The following is a 13,143-nucleotide window of genomic DNA, read 5'->3' on the forward strand; positions in this document are numbered from 1 at the left end:
CAGGCTTTGCGCTTTTTTGATATGAACATGCTGTCTTCATTTGGTTATGCTGAACCTGATTTTTCGTATTTGTTGTTGTATGGATTGTTGTATACTAAATTGGAATGGAAATCTTAACTATCAAGCGATTTAGGAGTGTTCATGCGTTGAAGAAGAATTACACATCTCTACTTGCCATGCTTGCCTTAATGTTTGCTTTCGTCTCCTCTGCCAGTGCTGAAGGTTCTTCCGCAGCGAAGTCCCGGACATCTGAATCCTCTGAGGGGTCACAAGCCAAGAAGCCTTATGTCATTTGCATTGATCCTGGTCATCAGCTTAAGGGCAACAACCAAAAGGAACCGATTGGCCCGGGGGCTGCCGAGAAGAAACCCAAGGTTAGCTCGGGGACACAGGGGGTAGCTACCAAAAAACCGGAATATGTGCTGAATCTGGAGATTTCCCTGAAGCTGAAGAAAGAGCTGGAGAAACGCGGATACAAGGTGGTTATGACCCGCAAGACACATAAGGTGAATTTGAGCAACAAAGAGCGTTCGGATATCGCCAACAACGCCAAGGCTGATCTCTTCATCCGCATTCATGCTGATGGGGACAACTCTCCGAAGACCGCAGGCTTCAGCGTGCTTTATCCGGCTCAAAGCAATAAGTACACGAAAGCCATCTACGCGAAGAGCAAGCTGGCGTCCGAGTATATCCAACAGGAAATGAAAAGTGCAACCAAGGCCAAATCCAGAGGCGTGGTGCCCCGCAGTGATCTGACCGGCTTCAATTGGTCCAAGGTACCGGTCACACTGGTTGAGGTTGGATTTATGTCTAATCCGGATGAAGACAAGCGCTTGTCGACCCCCGCTTACCAGGACAAGCTGGTTGCCGGGATTTCTGGCGGAGTGGACAAATATTTTCATAAGTAAGTGATAGTGAATCAAGCAGCTGGATTCATCTATACCTCAGCCTGGCCCGCGCGCTGCGCGGGTTTTTTGCATGTCCAGAAGCCCAATCGAAATGAACATTTTCGGTAAAAATTTTTCGCGAAGTGTATACTTTCATGCTGCTCCAACGTTATAGAGCCGGGAGGAGGGAAGAGATGAACCCTGCGCAGAGGGAATGGACCCAGAATCAAATGAACAAAATACACAACTATTTGGTAAAGATGGGCGCTTCAAGCGAGGATGCGAAGGATATTGTACAGGACACGTTCTACAAGGCATTCCTGTACTCGGACTCCATTAATACCGAGAAGCTTTCCGCCTGGCTGTTTAGAGTAGCCATTAACGCTTACTATGATCTATGCAGGCGATCTACACGGCTGGCTTCTCTTCCCTCCCCGGAGGAGCTTGTCTCCAAAGAAGGCCTGCCTGAGGAATTGCTCGCGGTCAAGGAAGAGAGTGAGGAAGTGCAGAAAGTGCTGCAGGAATTATCCCCGCTGCACAAGCAAGTGCTTGAACTCAGATACAAACATGAAATGAGCTATAAAGAGATCGGCGAATCCATGGATTTGAAGCCAAGCAACGTAAAGACCTATTTATCACGGGCTAAGAAGCAGTTCGCCAAAATATACAGGAGGTCAGGTAAACATGAATGAGTACAGAAACGAACAACACCCACATGAAGAGGCCTTCAATGATGAGTCCATGAATAAAATATTTCAAAAGGCCAAATGGAGAAGTGTGTTTCGAAATATTCTGATTTCGGGGGTGGTGAGTATATTGGTTTTCTGTGGTGGTTACTTACTGAATTCGTATTTGCTCTCCAAAACCGCTTGGAAGGCAGTAACCCCGCTTGAGCTGAATAAACGAATCACCGGACCCAATTTGTATATGGATAAACCTCAATTCCACTTCAGTCTCCTGAGAGGAACCCTTGAGTATCAAGAATTCAAGATGATCGAGAATCGGGTCATTCCATGGGATGACCACAAAGTCCCCTTCGATATTATTCGCGGCGAAGGCGAAGTACTGCATGGCAGCAGTATGGGTGTTCAGGTTAATGATGGCGGGGATGCCCGGTTCTATAATGACCGCAGCGGGGAACGCCAAATGCTCTTTTACCATCCGTCCGTGATATATTCAAGTTATTTAAATGATCTTCCATTGCTGAATAGGATGCGTGATGACCAGTATATTGAAATGGGACTTTCCTTCGATAAAGGCTATACTCTAAGTCAAGTAGACCGTATGTTGCCGCAGGGCATACATGCCACCTGGTACTGGGCAGACAGCTATAGTCGGGACACTCTGAAGAATGGGGCAGAACCGCTGCGGGCCGAAGAGCTGTACGGGTTTCAAGCCTATACCGAACGTTTATCTGACAGCAACAGGACTACCGAGGAGCAGTTCATAAAAAATCTCGAGGCCGTTGCAAAATGCACGAACTCGTATTATGCAGAGAATGCAGGACGAGCGCTTGCTTCAGTTAAATCACACCAGCAATCAGGCATGATTATCGGCGTTGTTGTTACAGGAACGAAAAATCAGCTAAAGGCACTCCAGCAGCTTTCCTTCATCAAGGCTGCGACCCTTGGAGCAACTGTAGACATATACTAATTGGGCTGTGGAGCCGATTGCAGCAGCAAACTAAATGTCTAGAAGAAGCCCTTCCTTGCAGACTAATGTCTCAACACAGATTCAGACTGCTCCCCCTCATTGGTACAGTAGCAGCTGAAACTGTGTTTTTTGCATACTTTTTTGATTCGGGCGGACTCACGAACGATTTCATCAATACTGGCATAGCTGCGCAGTTCATTGGTAACCACCGCGATGGAGATGCTGACCAGCGGGATCGGCTCTACCTGCCCATCCCGGTTCTCACTCATTACATATTGTCTCTCAAGATCTTTCTCCGTGTAGAAGCTCCGGATAATCTCATCGAACTGTCCAATGATACCCGAGCATAGCTCAGGATAATTGTAATCATTCAGGACTGCAATGAAGTCGTCGCCGCCAATATGTCCAATGAAGCTGTCCTGCCCGGTCACAGTCTCCTTTAGAATAGAGGCTGTAGCTTGGATTAGCTTGTCTCCAGCTTTGAAACCGTAAGTATCATTGTAGGCCTTGAAATGATCCAGATCGAAGTACAGCACACTGAACCGGGCTTGTCCCAGGCAGAGTCTTAACCGCTCATCGATGGAGAGGTTCCCGGGAAGCCCGGTGAGCGGGTTAAGGAACGTAGCGATAGCCGCTTGAATCTCAGCGAAGCTGAGCAGCAAATGGCGGATGCTGACCACCCCGTAGAACTGCCCGTCACGGGTTACGATGACGTAATCATACAGCTCTTCCTCAGGCCTATTCATGGCGAGCTTGCTGACTTCCGTGATATTCTCACTGTAATCCACGATGAGCGGACAGCTGTTCATGACAAGCTCAACCGGACGACCCATATACAGGTTGTACCCATACAAGGTGCCAATCTGCTGATAGAACCGGGCTCTCATGACCAAGGCAGACGGGCGGCTTCCATCCTGCACAACAACCCCCTGCAGCTTAGGGCTGCTCTTGAAGATTTGATCCACCTTTTCACATTTGGTATTCACATAGACGTGTGGAATTACTTCTGCAATCTCTCCAATTTGGGTAATCATTCTACACCCCCATCGTACACTTTGGTACTCCGTTCATTCTAAATTTCACGAACACAAGATCATGAATTGGACTGCCGATTCAAGCGCTTCCGTCACATACATTCTCATCTCCCACAGGCAGAGCTCCTCGGGTCAGTTCCATGGCGGGTCTTCCCAATGCATATCCCTGCCCCATATGTACTCCCCGGGACCTTAGATACGATAATTCCTCCATATATTCAATTCCTTCGGCTATAACCTGGGTTCCTGATGTATTCGCGTATTCCAGCAGGATCGTAACGATCTGCTGCTGCACCGGGTTCTGGTGAATTCTATGTGTAAGTGACTTGTCAAGCTTCACATACTCCGGCTTCAGATAGACCAGCGTCTTCAAGCTGTTGTAGCCGGAGCCCGCATCGTCAATAGCAATTCGAAAGCCCCGTTCGCGGTAGGCGGACAGCACTTCGTCATAGGCCTCATAATCTGTGACTGCCTGCTTCTCTGTCAGCTCGAACACGATCTGGCCCGGGGATATCTTATGCTGATCCAGCAGCTCCAGCAGTTCCCCGCTGGCAAAGCTGGTCTCGCTGAGTGCCAGGGGATGCACGTTCATAAAGATTAGCGGAGCCTTGTTCCCCGGCTGCTCTGTTTGCTTTTCCCTGAAGGACTGTAGTGAGACCTCCCGGCAGCCGCGCTCGAACCGGGCGACTTGGCCGGTCTGCTGGCCCACAAAATCATAAAAGTACTCCGTAGTGGGGAACAGTTCCGACACGGGCGGCCTGTTCAATATTTCATAACCCAGGTTCTCCCCCGTCTCCAGGTCCAGAATGGGCTGAAAAAAGGTGGATAACGCCCTGGTTCTCATAATCTGTTGAAAGGCCACAAACTTCCTGTACTCCATCATTTCCTTCTTGCGGGCATGATTAAGGTACCGGAAATAAGTGAACAGACTGCGTAAGTGCAGTCTGGAAGTGGGTTGCTTCGGCATGCTGCTCTCCTGCTTTCTACTGGTCTGAATAGATTCCTTTGGCAAATGAGTCCTTTTCTCTATTCATATAGTACAATATGACTAATTCAGGAGATGCCTGCAATTGTAAAGCTAGCATTAAAATTGCGATGGAGGTAGGGAAACCGAGTTATTCGCCGACCTATGTAATTATGCCAAGCCGGCTGCACCAGGAGTACTTGGGAACTTGTATCTCATGTAAATAGCCACTTCTCTGCCTAAATCCTCGTTGCTATACAAGGACATATCGAGCCCTTCGATTCCAAATCCGCACCGCCGATAGAAGTCTATTGCCGGGGCATTCGTGTTCTGCGTCTCCAGCACCACCGCCCTGAATCCTGCTTCGCCCGCAGCATTCAGGAAAGTCCGCATCAACCCGCTGCCAATGCCTCTGTGCTGATAGGGTTCAGCCACGTGAAAAGAGCTGATGAGCAGCGTATTGTTCCATGTCTGCGGCTCCCCAATTACAGCTCCAGCGAGCCGCCCGTCCATATAAGCCCCCCACGAATGTCCGAGCGGTGCAATCCGGTTATACTCTTCCAGCTCATCCGGATCATTTTGCCATTCTTTGACGTAAGGTTCCGGGAGGGGAACCCGTTTAATCTGTATGGTCATACATTCGGCCGTCCCTGACCGGCTGACCTCGTACTTATGATGGGATCTATAACCGCATGGACCAAGCAGGCTCTGGTCCTCGGACGTGTATTGTGTCAACAGCTTAAATTCCAAAACGTCACCTCCGCAGTATATTTAGATTGATCTATCCATATATCTCCCCGGTAAATACTCTTTGGCAAATTTAAAGAGCAGTCGAACAAACAGCACTTCAACAACAAGGTGAAGAATGCTTGCACCAGTTACCACAAGTGCCCATCCATCATCCAGATTAAGCCCAAATGGCCAAAGCAGCAGATGAGCAGAGACGATTATAAAATAGGTGTCCCGGCGTACAGCCGTGCTGTGCCTTAAATTCCGAAGCGAAACTGCCCATGCCGCGGCAATCAGCCCGTTAAAGATGCAGTACACCAGAGCCGCATGAAGTATAGACACGAGGCCTGAGTATACCTGATGTATCAAATAAGAAGAGTCAGACACCTCAAAGCCAGTGAACAAACCTGCGGCTTGGCCTGCTACAGATCCGGACACCAGTACTACAGCCATCCACTTAGCTATCCTAAAGAAGCGATTCATCGGGTTCAGGGTGTTCAAGGCCACGAGAACCATGGTGTAACCGATCCAGTCCGAAATCAAGTCAAAGCCTTGAATACGGAGATTGAGCAAGGGAAATACCATTCCCCAGCCCATAAGGCGAAACGCCTGATTGGCACGGTCATTCACGGCTTTTCACCTCCAGCCTGGACAAGCTGCCGAATCTGCTGCCCTGACAAATAGAGCCCCCTGGCTAATGACAGACTTTCTCTTACTTTCCGGCCATCCTTCAACCGGAAGGTGAGCTGCAGCTTTGGTTTATAGTTGGCCAGCTCGATCAGCCTGTCCCTCGGGATATCCCATTGATAGGCAAACGACAGAACTGCCCCTCTTTTTAGGGATAAGGGCAGCTTAAGGCTGTCTATCGGTTTATCTGACTCCCGAATGTGAAGGTACGGCTCCAGAACATCTCTATATGACCAGGTGATCTGCTCGAGAGCCGCATCTTCAGTCAGATTCACCACCTCACTGCCCTTTCCATCTGTAGATCCTGAAGTTGTCAGAGATTGCAGCAGCCGTGTTTCTCTGGTATCCGGTACAATCTCTATCTCCCCAATGGGAAGCCTCACAGACTGCCCGTCATTGTAAATGACGGTGGCCTCATGAATTTCCAGTAGACGGGGGCTCCCTCCCTCATCCGCATGCCACTGTGCCGAGGCTGTATTCAGAATTTGATGAGCAAACTCATGAGAACTGCCAGGTGAAATGTCAAAACTCAACCCAGGAAGCTCATCAAGGATAACCTGTGCCACCTTCCGGGAGGCTGACTTGTTCTCCAGATAAGGAAGCTCAATCCGCTCCCCTGATTGGGTGATGGTCATGTACGTTTTAATGAACAACGGGCCTTTCAGCTGCATGCTCTGATAATATATGACATTCCCGACCCAGCTCGCCACAATCAGCAGCAAGGCGGCAGACAAACCGATAATATGCCTACGTTTGAACAGCTTCCTCAAATCTGGCACTCCTCCCTTCTGCCCTTTACCCCCACACAAGCCAGGAGTTGGCCACCTGAATCAGTCGCGCAACTATGCAATTAGCAGCAGCATAGCGCTGCCGCTTCTCACAGCTTCCATATAGTACTCTTTAAAATCTGAATAATAAGAGAGTACATAGTCCCTTCCACCCGGTCCCGACCAATTGTCAAAAGGATAAATCTCCAACTGATTCATCGCGTCCGGGTCATACCTTGTCATAAGATCGTCTTCTGTAATGCTTACTAACGTTAGTGCAACCTCTTGTACCTCCTTGCTGGTCAAATACCTGATCTGGCCATACCCTAGATCTTCTCCTATTTCGGCACCCCCAAGAATAGCGTTGAAGAGAGGAGGCTCACCCTCCCAGGCGCTGCCGTTCAGTAAGAAATGAAGGGCGTGCCAAGACTTATCCAAATCAAGCCCCGGCTCCTCCTCATCCCGAATCACATCCTCAGGGTCCAGATCCCCCTTGAGGATTAAATCAAGAGTCTCTTCGGGTATCCGCTTTAGAATTCCGGTCATCCCCATCCTTCCTCGCTCCTTTCCTTCTCTTTTACCTAGCCTCCGAACAAAATATCCATTACCGTACCGAGCTTGCCGGATTTATGTCCACGCAGCACATCTGGATCATACACTTCCACGATTCCACAATGGGTGCAGGACACGAACAAATAATGGTTGTGCTCGATATCAAACACCTTGCTCAGCCCCGTGCCGCTCATAGCCACCTCTTTCACATTGCACTCTGTATGCCCACACCGCGAACATGTAAATTTGTTCATGATCATATCTTCAATTCTCATACTTAAACCCCTCTCTTTGTCGGCTTGCCCCATAACCCGCAGCGAAGCCAATCGTATTCAACAACACAGCATTTATATTCTACGGACCTCGGATAGATTAGTTGCTGGTTGGTCAATGTCCACTGCAGCAGCTCAATGCCAATCGAAACCGTGACTCCTACCAAGAAAACATTCCGGTTACTCTTTAGTACCCCCTTGTTTCCCAAAATGAACCCCAGCCGGTTTCCCACCCTTGCAAAATCTTGTTATGCGGCACCCGGAACATACAGTTCTGTTCCCAGTACCTTATACGATAAGATAGCATTGACTGGCATGATGTCAGGCGCACTGTTCTGATGCCTGCCTTCCTCGATTACAACCCAAATATCCAGTTCTTTCAGATATGTGCCTTGGTCAGTGCTTTCCTTAGACAGCTTGACTGTGTACGTGCGGTCCTCCAAAGAATCAATTTCCCACTTGACCCACTCTCCATCGAACTTAAAGCCGGGTGTAATTCGCTCTGCACCTGTCTGATTCCCCTTCTGGACAAGTTGGCCAAGATAGTAAACTTTCTGCCTGTCTTTAGAGAGAAGAAACTCCGCTCCATCAGCAAGACTCAGGCTAACAACAATTCCATTATTCGGTTCATTCTTGATATACTGCCTTACAGCTTCGTCCCGGGTGTTGAAGAGCTTTATCGACTCTCTAGTTGGCGTCTCCTCTTCGCTGCATCCCGAAAAACTCGCCAGCAATACGGCTATCGCTAATAACAGAATCCTTCCCAATCCTAAGCCCCTTTCTCCTTGCAGATTAACTTTCCTCCTACATATAAAAAAACACAGCCCGGCTGTAGATCGTTACGGATCTACAGCCGGGCCATGCAGTGTGAAATTTGGGTATGGTTTTATTTTAGCAGGGTTAAAAAGAAATATCTGCGCTATTCTTCACATCTGCGAACATTTGCAGAATACGGTTATGATGGCGGATAATCTGCTTTGCACTAAGTCCGCCTCCATCCCAGGTACTGTGGGCATCCTGGGCCAGAGTAAGCTTATAACCGTGACTAAAGGCACTTCGAATCGTTGTATCCACACAGACCTCGGTCTGCAGACCCGCAATGATCAGCTCGTTCACAGCAAGGCTCTCAAGCTCCTGCTTCAGGTTCGTTCTAAAAAAAGAATCGGGCGTCTCTTTCTGAATAATGGTATCCTGACTCGCCGGAGCTATCCGGGAGTGGATCTCCCAAGCAGGCTGTCCATGTACCAGTTGGCCATAGGGGGGCTCCTCATTATGCTGCACATAGATAACTGGAACCTGACTTCTTCTCGCTCTTTCAATCAGGTCCTCCAGCTTTACCAGCAGCTCTTCGGCTTGATATACCGGATCGGGCTCATCAAACATCCCCACCTGCACATCAATCACCATCAATGCTTTGGACATCATAGACCCCCTTCATCATCAATGCTCTATTCCCCATTCAAGATAGAACTGCTTTAAATACAGCTCCATGAATTTATGGCGCTCAAGGGCAAGCTCCCGGCCATACGCCGTGTTCATAAGATCTTTTAGCTTAAGCAGCTTATCATAGAAGTGGTCTATCGTAGCCCGGTCACCGCTTCGGTAGTTTTCAGGGGACAGTTCCTCATATGCGCCGGGATTATACATAACCCTTCCCCGGGAGCCCCCGTAAGCAAAAGTTCTCGCAATCCCGATTGCTCCGATGGCATCCAGACGGTCCGCATCCTGAACGATCTGTCCCTCAAGCGTCTTCATCGGCGGGTTCTGCCCGCCGTTATACGACATCGTTGAGATAATCTCAACAACCGAGTCAATGACATCCCTGTCTTCCACATGTTCACACAGCCAACCGTGGACCTTGGCCATTCCGGCTTCCTTCGAATCGTTAAGCTTCTCATCCGCAATATCATGAAGAAGTGCGGCAAGCTCGCATATATACACATCGGCCTGCTCCTTGTCGGCAATGCGCAGGGCCATTCGCCTTACCCGGTCAATGTGCCACCAATCATGTCCGCTGGGATCAGCCTCAAGTTCCTTCTTAACGTACCGCTCGGCCGCCTCAATAACACTGCGTCTGTCTTTCATTAGTCCTCCTAATCAATCCGAGAAATATCGGCTTAACGTCTTTAACCACCATTCTTCTTTGAGCAAATGCGGACCATCAACCGGTATAATCAAATAACCCTCTTCCGGTTCTATTGGAGCATCCAATCCTGTATAGATCAGGTCAACTACCAGGGACAAAGACGACTTCAGGCCCCCATGCAGCTGTTCAAGCTTTTGCATATACCGTTCTATCCTCGGAACACTTTCCCAATAATACATAGCTATTTGCCCACCAGCAGGCATGTTCCACCATCTATTAAACACAGGCCAGCTATCCACACAAGCCTGTCTTAATAGATCCCCTTCGAGATCAGAGAATTGCTGATCAGCAAGCCCCATTCCAGGTGAATACCTAAACCCCTGCGTTTTGCTTTGCGATTTATGCATAACTATATCGTTCCACCAGACATCCCACTGGCGCTTCAGCTCATATCGTTCCTTATCGGGGACGGGCAAGGGATGAGGTGGCCAGAACGTCTGGCCAAGTTCACCTGATTTGGTGAACAGCCCATAGGAGCAGCCGACATAGATAGGGAAATTCAGTACGAAATCCCCTGACAAAGAGGCAGTCCAAGTCTTTTTTGATGAATCACCCATGCTCTCCCTCCGCTCAAAGCGCCTTCTCATAAATGATAATCGGCTTCTCACCCATCTTACCGTTCTTCACTTCGCGGAATCCCATCCGCTTCCAGAACTGCTGAGCCGGCTCATTGTCCAGGAGCACCCCGATTCGGAAAGATGACACCCCTCTTTCCCGCATAAGCTCACAATAGCGGGCAAGCGCTTGACGGGCGTATCCCTTCCTTTGAAACTGCTTATGAATGGCCAGCAGCCCCAGCCAAGGGTATCCGTCATTTGGATTCTCCATGATCCAATCCATAACCCCTATATATTCATTGTCCACCTGAAGCAGAACCCGCTCGGCTCCAAGCTTGGACGATTCATTGATATCATCGAGAAAGTCCTGCTCAGTAAGCTCCTCCTTATCATTCGACATCAGGTTAAAAGCCCGGTTTGAATTCATAATCTCTACTTCGACCCGAATCGTCTCCGGCGAGCATGCCACGAAGTTCAGCATTTTCTATCCTCCATCAAATCTTATGCCTGCTTATATCTGGCTTGATCTTATAACTGTCCACAGCAAAAATATACTCAACCCCGTCCACCTTAAATTTCTCCGCATATTTCTGCTCCAGATATTTCTCAGCCTGCCGCCGTACAGCGGCCTTCTCACTTTCCGTCTTCGTGAATGGAGCCACTCCCGCCTTGTATCCTTCGGTATAAGCCAAATAGATAAGCACGGCACCAATCAGGACCCGAAGCATTATAAAGGGGACGCTGTACCGCCGGCCTGCGGGCATGAACGTGCGCTCCTCGCGGACTGTAAACCTGTAAGTCAGAAAAATACAGAACCAGTGGTTCGCAATGATCAGCGGCAGTGTGAACATGCCCAGGAAGCCCATTGTAACAAACGAGATATAGACAACAAACCCTTGACCTATCAGCAAAACAACTGCCAGTGATATGGAGAGCAGATTTCCGGAATAGAACATGCCGAGACCTGTCAGGAGTGCGGAGAGCAGGACAGCAATCTATTTATGAATGTTCATGGCTGGCTTCAGCTTTGGATTCAATGCTTCTATTTTTGTCAAAATAATATGCACTTCTCCTCATCCGTTAAACATTCGCGCGCCTATACACCAGAAATTCAACTAATGTACAACATCCCGCCGTTACAGACGGCTGAGGTCATCCAAATTGATATCGTGAATTGAACTTACAATCAGATCGGCACGGGACAGATCCTGATTGCCCGAGTTCACATTGACATACCCGATGCATCTCATACCTGCCGCCTTGGCTGCGGTAACTCCATGCGAGGAATCCTCCAGCACCACACAATCTTCCGGTTTAACTCCAAGCTGCTCGGCTGCCTTGAGATATACATCCGGCGCTGGCTTGCCCTTCGGAACCTCTTCCCCGCTTACGATACAATCGAAATATTCGGTCAATCCGAATTTAAGCAGAACTTCCTTAATAAATTCCGGTGAAGAAGAGGAGGCGATACCCACTGGGATTTGACGCTGCTTCAGCCCCTCAATCACCTCTTTGATGCCTTCGATCGGCTCAAGCTCAGAGGCTCTTAAAGCCTTAATCTTGTTCTCCAGCTGGTAAGCCAGAATCTCCTCTACCGGATGGGCCAGCTTATACTCATTTCTAATCTCATTCCACATCTCAGGTGCGGTCATGCCTACATAATTCTCCAGCTGCTGCTGGGTAATTTCGGCCCCGAAATATTTGACTGTACCGATCTCGACCTCAAAATGAATCGGTTCGCTGTCGATAATGACCCCATCCATATCAAAAATAAAAGCTTTCAATATATTCGCCTCCTAATTGTCCATGAAACACGCAAAGCGCTCATCAAATTTAGTAATATGAAACTCGGTAATGTCATACTCTGCAAGCCCCTGCTGATGAAAAGGGTCCTCTTTAAGGATGCCCTCCAGCTCTTCCCTGGATGCCGCCTTAGCTAGAATAATTCCCCCGGTTCTCGGAACCTTTCTTCCGGAGAAAATAAACCTCCCTGCCCGGTAATGCCTGTCCAGAAACTGGCCATGTTCGCCAAGATACTGATTCACGGCCTCCAGGGGCTGGCGGTAAGTAAGATTGATTATAAACATTTAGGGTGCTCCTTTCTCTCTGTCTAATTTCTCATGGTCATGCCAGGAGTCCCTTCATTACACATCCATCTTATAATTCAGCGAAAGCTCAGCGCCCGGCAAACCCCGGATTCCCCAATGATGCTTCGGGGTTTCAAAGACTGTAATCTCCAGATCATTTGTTGCAATTCCCACCTGATCCCGAACCGATTCGAAGAGGGGCTGATTGCCTTTTAGATATTCAGCCTTTCTCTAAGTGTAGTGATATGTGCCGTATGATGCTTGCCGTGCCACGCGTAATTACCCAGACTATAATCCAGGCTGATCCCCCTCTTTAATTCAGGGTGGTAGAAGGTTCTCTTATAATCGGACTCCCCCATCGACCTCAGCAAGATTACCCATCTCTCGTGCAGGGCCTTCAGAAGCTGTAATGAAATATGTATATCAGAGGTCAGCGCATCCGGAAGATTAGACCACCGCTCCTCAAAATATGGCTTGATTTCCGGCTCTTCCTCGGTCAGAGCCAGCTTAAAGCGAGTGTACGCATGCATATGGCTGTCAGCCAAATGATGCACCACCTGCCTTAGGGTCCAGCCTCCCTCGCGGTAAGGCAAATTCAGCTGATCTTCGCTTAACCCCAGGGTGGCCTCAGCAAGCTTGACCGGGAGCTCATCTATCTCCTGAATCCAAATCTCCCTCTGGGCAGACGAATTGTCCCTGCTGCCCTCATATTGCCCAATCGGATATCTGAAATCTGTCATGTCGTTAATCCCCTCTCTTTCCCGCTTAGATTTCACTCCTTTAGTGTACCAGACTGCCTCCTGGCTGG

The 13,143-nt window shown here is 48.9% G+C and carries 19 protein-coding genes; 3 read left to right on the forward strand and 16 right to left on the reverse strand.

Annotation, left to right across the window (positions count from 1 at the left end; translation table 11 throughout):
• Positions 1 to 146: 146 nt before the first annotated feature.
• The 3 genes from KJS63_RS10940 (at position 147) to KJS63_RS10950 (ending at position 2,540) form a co-directional block, all read left to right on the forward strand.
• Positions 147 to 908 (forward strand): N-acetylmuramoyl-L-alanine amidase family protein, encoded by a 762-nt coding sequence (locus KJS63_RS10940; protein ID WP_244862568.1) that lies wholly within the window; start codon positions 147 to 149, stop codon positions 906 to 908.
• 173 nt (positions 909 to 1,081) lie between these two features.
• On the forward strand, positions 1,082 to 1,579 hold the full coding sequence (locus KJS63_RS10945; RefSeq protein WP_213619170.1) for an RNA polymerase sigma factor: 498 nt from the start codon (positions 1,082 to 1,084) through the stop codon (positions 1,577 to 1,579).
• Entirely contained in the window at positions 1,572 to 2,540 is a 969-nt protein-coding gene (locus KJS63_RS10950) for an anti sigma factor C-terminal domain-containing protein (protein ID WP_213619171.1), read from the forward strand. The genes KJS63_RS10945 and KJS63_RS10950 overlap by 8 nt, the downstream gene beginning before the upstream one ends.
• A 62-nt stretch (positions 2,541 to 2,602) precedes the next feature.
• Here KJS63_RS10950 and KJS63_RS10955 read toward each other — a convergent pair whose 3' ends face one another.
• From KJS63_RS10955 to KJS63_RS11030, 16 genes are all read right to left on the reverse strand, one after another.
• Positions 2,603 to 3,574 carry a GGDEF domain-containing protein gene (locus KJS63_RS10955; RefSeq protein WP_213619172.1) on the reverse strand — a complete coding sequence of 324 codons (972 nt, stop codon included), beginning with the start codon at positions 3,572 to 3,574 and terminating at the stop codon, positions 2,603 to 2,605.
• A 79-nt stretch (positions 3,575 to 3,653) separates the two neighbouring features.
• The gene (locus KJS63_RS10960; RefSeq protein WP_213619173.1) at positions 3,654 to 4,541 is read right to left on the reverse strand and encodes an EAL domain-containing protein; all 888 of its coding nucleotides are present in this window, start codon (positions 4,539 to 4,541) and stop codon (positions 3,654 to 3,656) included.
• 168 nt (positions 4,542 to 4,709) lie between these two features.
• Positions 4,710 to 5,288 carry a GNAT family N-acetyltransferase gene (locus KJS63_RS10965; protein WP_213619174.1) on the reverse strand — a complete coding sequence of 193 codons (579 nt, stop codon included), beginning with the start codon at positions 5,286 to 5,288 and terminating at the stop codon, positions 4,710 to 4,712.
• Positions 5,289 to 5,309: 21 nt separating this feature from the next.
• Positions 5,310 to 5,897: a hypothetical protein gene (locus tag KJS63_RS10970; protein ID WP_213619175.1), complete on the reverse strand. Its 588-nt coding sequence runs from the start codon at positions 5,895 to 5,897 to the stop codon at positions 5,310 to 5,312.
• On the reverse strand, positions 5,894 to 6,724 hold the full coding sequence (locus KJS63_RS10975) for a hypothetical protein (protein WP_213619176.1): 831 nt from the start codon (positions 6,722 to 6,724) through the stop codon (positions 5,894 to 5,896). Before KJS63_RS10975 ends, KJS63_RS10970 begins: the two co-directional genes overlap by 4 nt.
• 72 nt (positions 6,725 to 6,796) lie before the next feature.
• The gene (locus KJS63_RS10980; protein WP_213619177.1) at positions 6,797 to 7,273 is read right to left on the reverse strand and encodes a YfbM family protein; all 477 of its coding nucleotides are present in this window, start codon (positions 7,271 to 7,273) and stop codon (positions 6,797 to 6,799) included.
• A 29-nt stretch (positions 7,274 to 7,302) separates the two neighbouring features.
• A complete protein-coding gene (locus tag KJS63_RS10985; protein ID WP_213619178.1) occupies positions 7,303 to 7,548 on the reverse strand; it encodes a zinc ribbon domain-containing protein in 246 nt (81 codons plus the stop codon).
• A 245-nt stretch (positions 7,549 to 7,793) separates the two neighbouring features.
• The gene (locus tag KJS63_RS10990; protein WP_213619179.1) at positions 7,794 to 8,312 is read right to left on the reverse strand and encodes a hypothetical protein; all 519 of its coding nucleotides are present in this window, start codon (positions 8,310 to 8,312) and stop codon (positions 7,794 to 7,796) included.
• 133 nt (positions 8,313 to 8,445) lie between these two features.
• The gene (locus KJS63_RS10995) at positions 8,446 to 8,967 is read right to left on the reverse strand and encodes a cysteine hydrolase family protein (protein WP_306432899.1); all 522 of its coding nucleotides are present in this window, start codon (positions 8,965 to 8,967) and stop codon (positions 8,446 to 8,448) included.
• 18 nt (positions 8,968 to 8,985) lie between these two features.
• Positions 8,986 to 9,630, reverse strand: coding sequence for an HD domain-containing protein (locus tag KJS63_RS11000; protein WP_213619181.1), 645 nt, complete (start codon positions 9,628 to 9,630; stop codon positions 8,986 to 8,988).
• 12 nt (positions 9,631 to 9,642) lie between these two features.
• A complete protein-coding gene (locus tag KJS63_RS11005; RefSeq protein WP_213619182.1) occupies positions 9,643 to 10,248 on the reverse strand; it encodes a hypothetical protein in 606 nt (201 codons plus the stop codon).
• 13 nt (positions 10,249 to 10,261) lie between these two features.
• Positions 10,262 to 10,729: a GNAT family N-acetyltransferase gene (locus tag KJS63_RS11010; RefSeq protein ID WP_213619183.1), complete on the reverse strand. Its 468-nt coding sequence runs from the start codon at positions 10,727 to 10,729 to the stop codon at positions 10,262 to 10,264.
• Between the two features lie 13 nt (positions 10,730 to 10,742).
• Entirely contained in the window at positions 10,743 to 11,204 is a 462-nt protein-coding gene (locus KJS63_RS11015) for a hypothetical protein (protein WP_213619184.1), read from the reverse strand.
• Between the two features lie 180 nt (positions 11,205 to 11,384).
• On the reverse strand, positions 11,385 to 12,032 hold the full coding sequence (locus KJS63_RS11020) for an HAD family hydrolase (protein WP_244862569.1): 648 nt from the start codon (positions 12,030 to 12,032) through the stop codon (positions 11,385 to 11,387).
• Between the two features lie 12 nt (positions 12,033 to 12,044).
• Entirely contained in the window at positions 12,045 to 12,335 is a 291-nt protein-coding gene (locus tag KJS63_RS11025; protein WP_213619185.1) for a YciI family protein, read from the reverse strand.
• 212 nt (positions 12,336 to 12,547) lie between these two features.
• On the reverse strand, positions 12,548 to 13,075 hold the full coding sequence (locus KJS63_RS11030) for a YfiT family bacillithiol transferase (RefSeq protein WP_213619186.1): 528 nt from the start codon (positions 13,073 to 13,075) through the stop codon (positions 12,548 to 12,550).
• Positions 13,076 to 13,143 lie beyond the last annotated feature (68 nt).

The sequence above is a fragment of the Paenibacillus sp. J22TS3 genome (assembly GCF_018403205.1).
GTDB classification, from domain to species: Bacteria; Bacillota; Bacilli; order Paenibacillales; family Paenibacillaceae; genus Fontibacillus; species Fontibacillus tuaregi.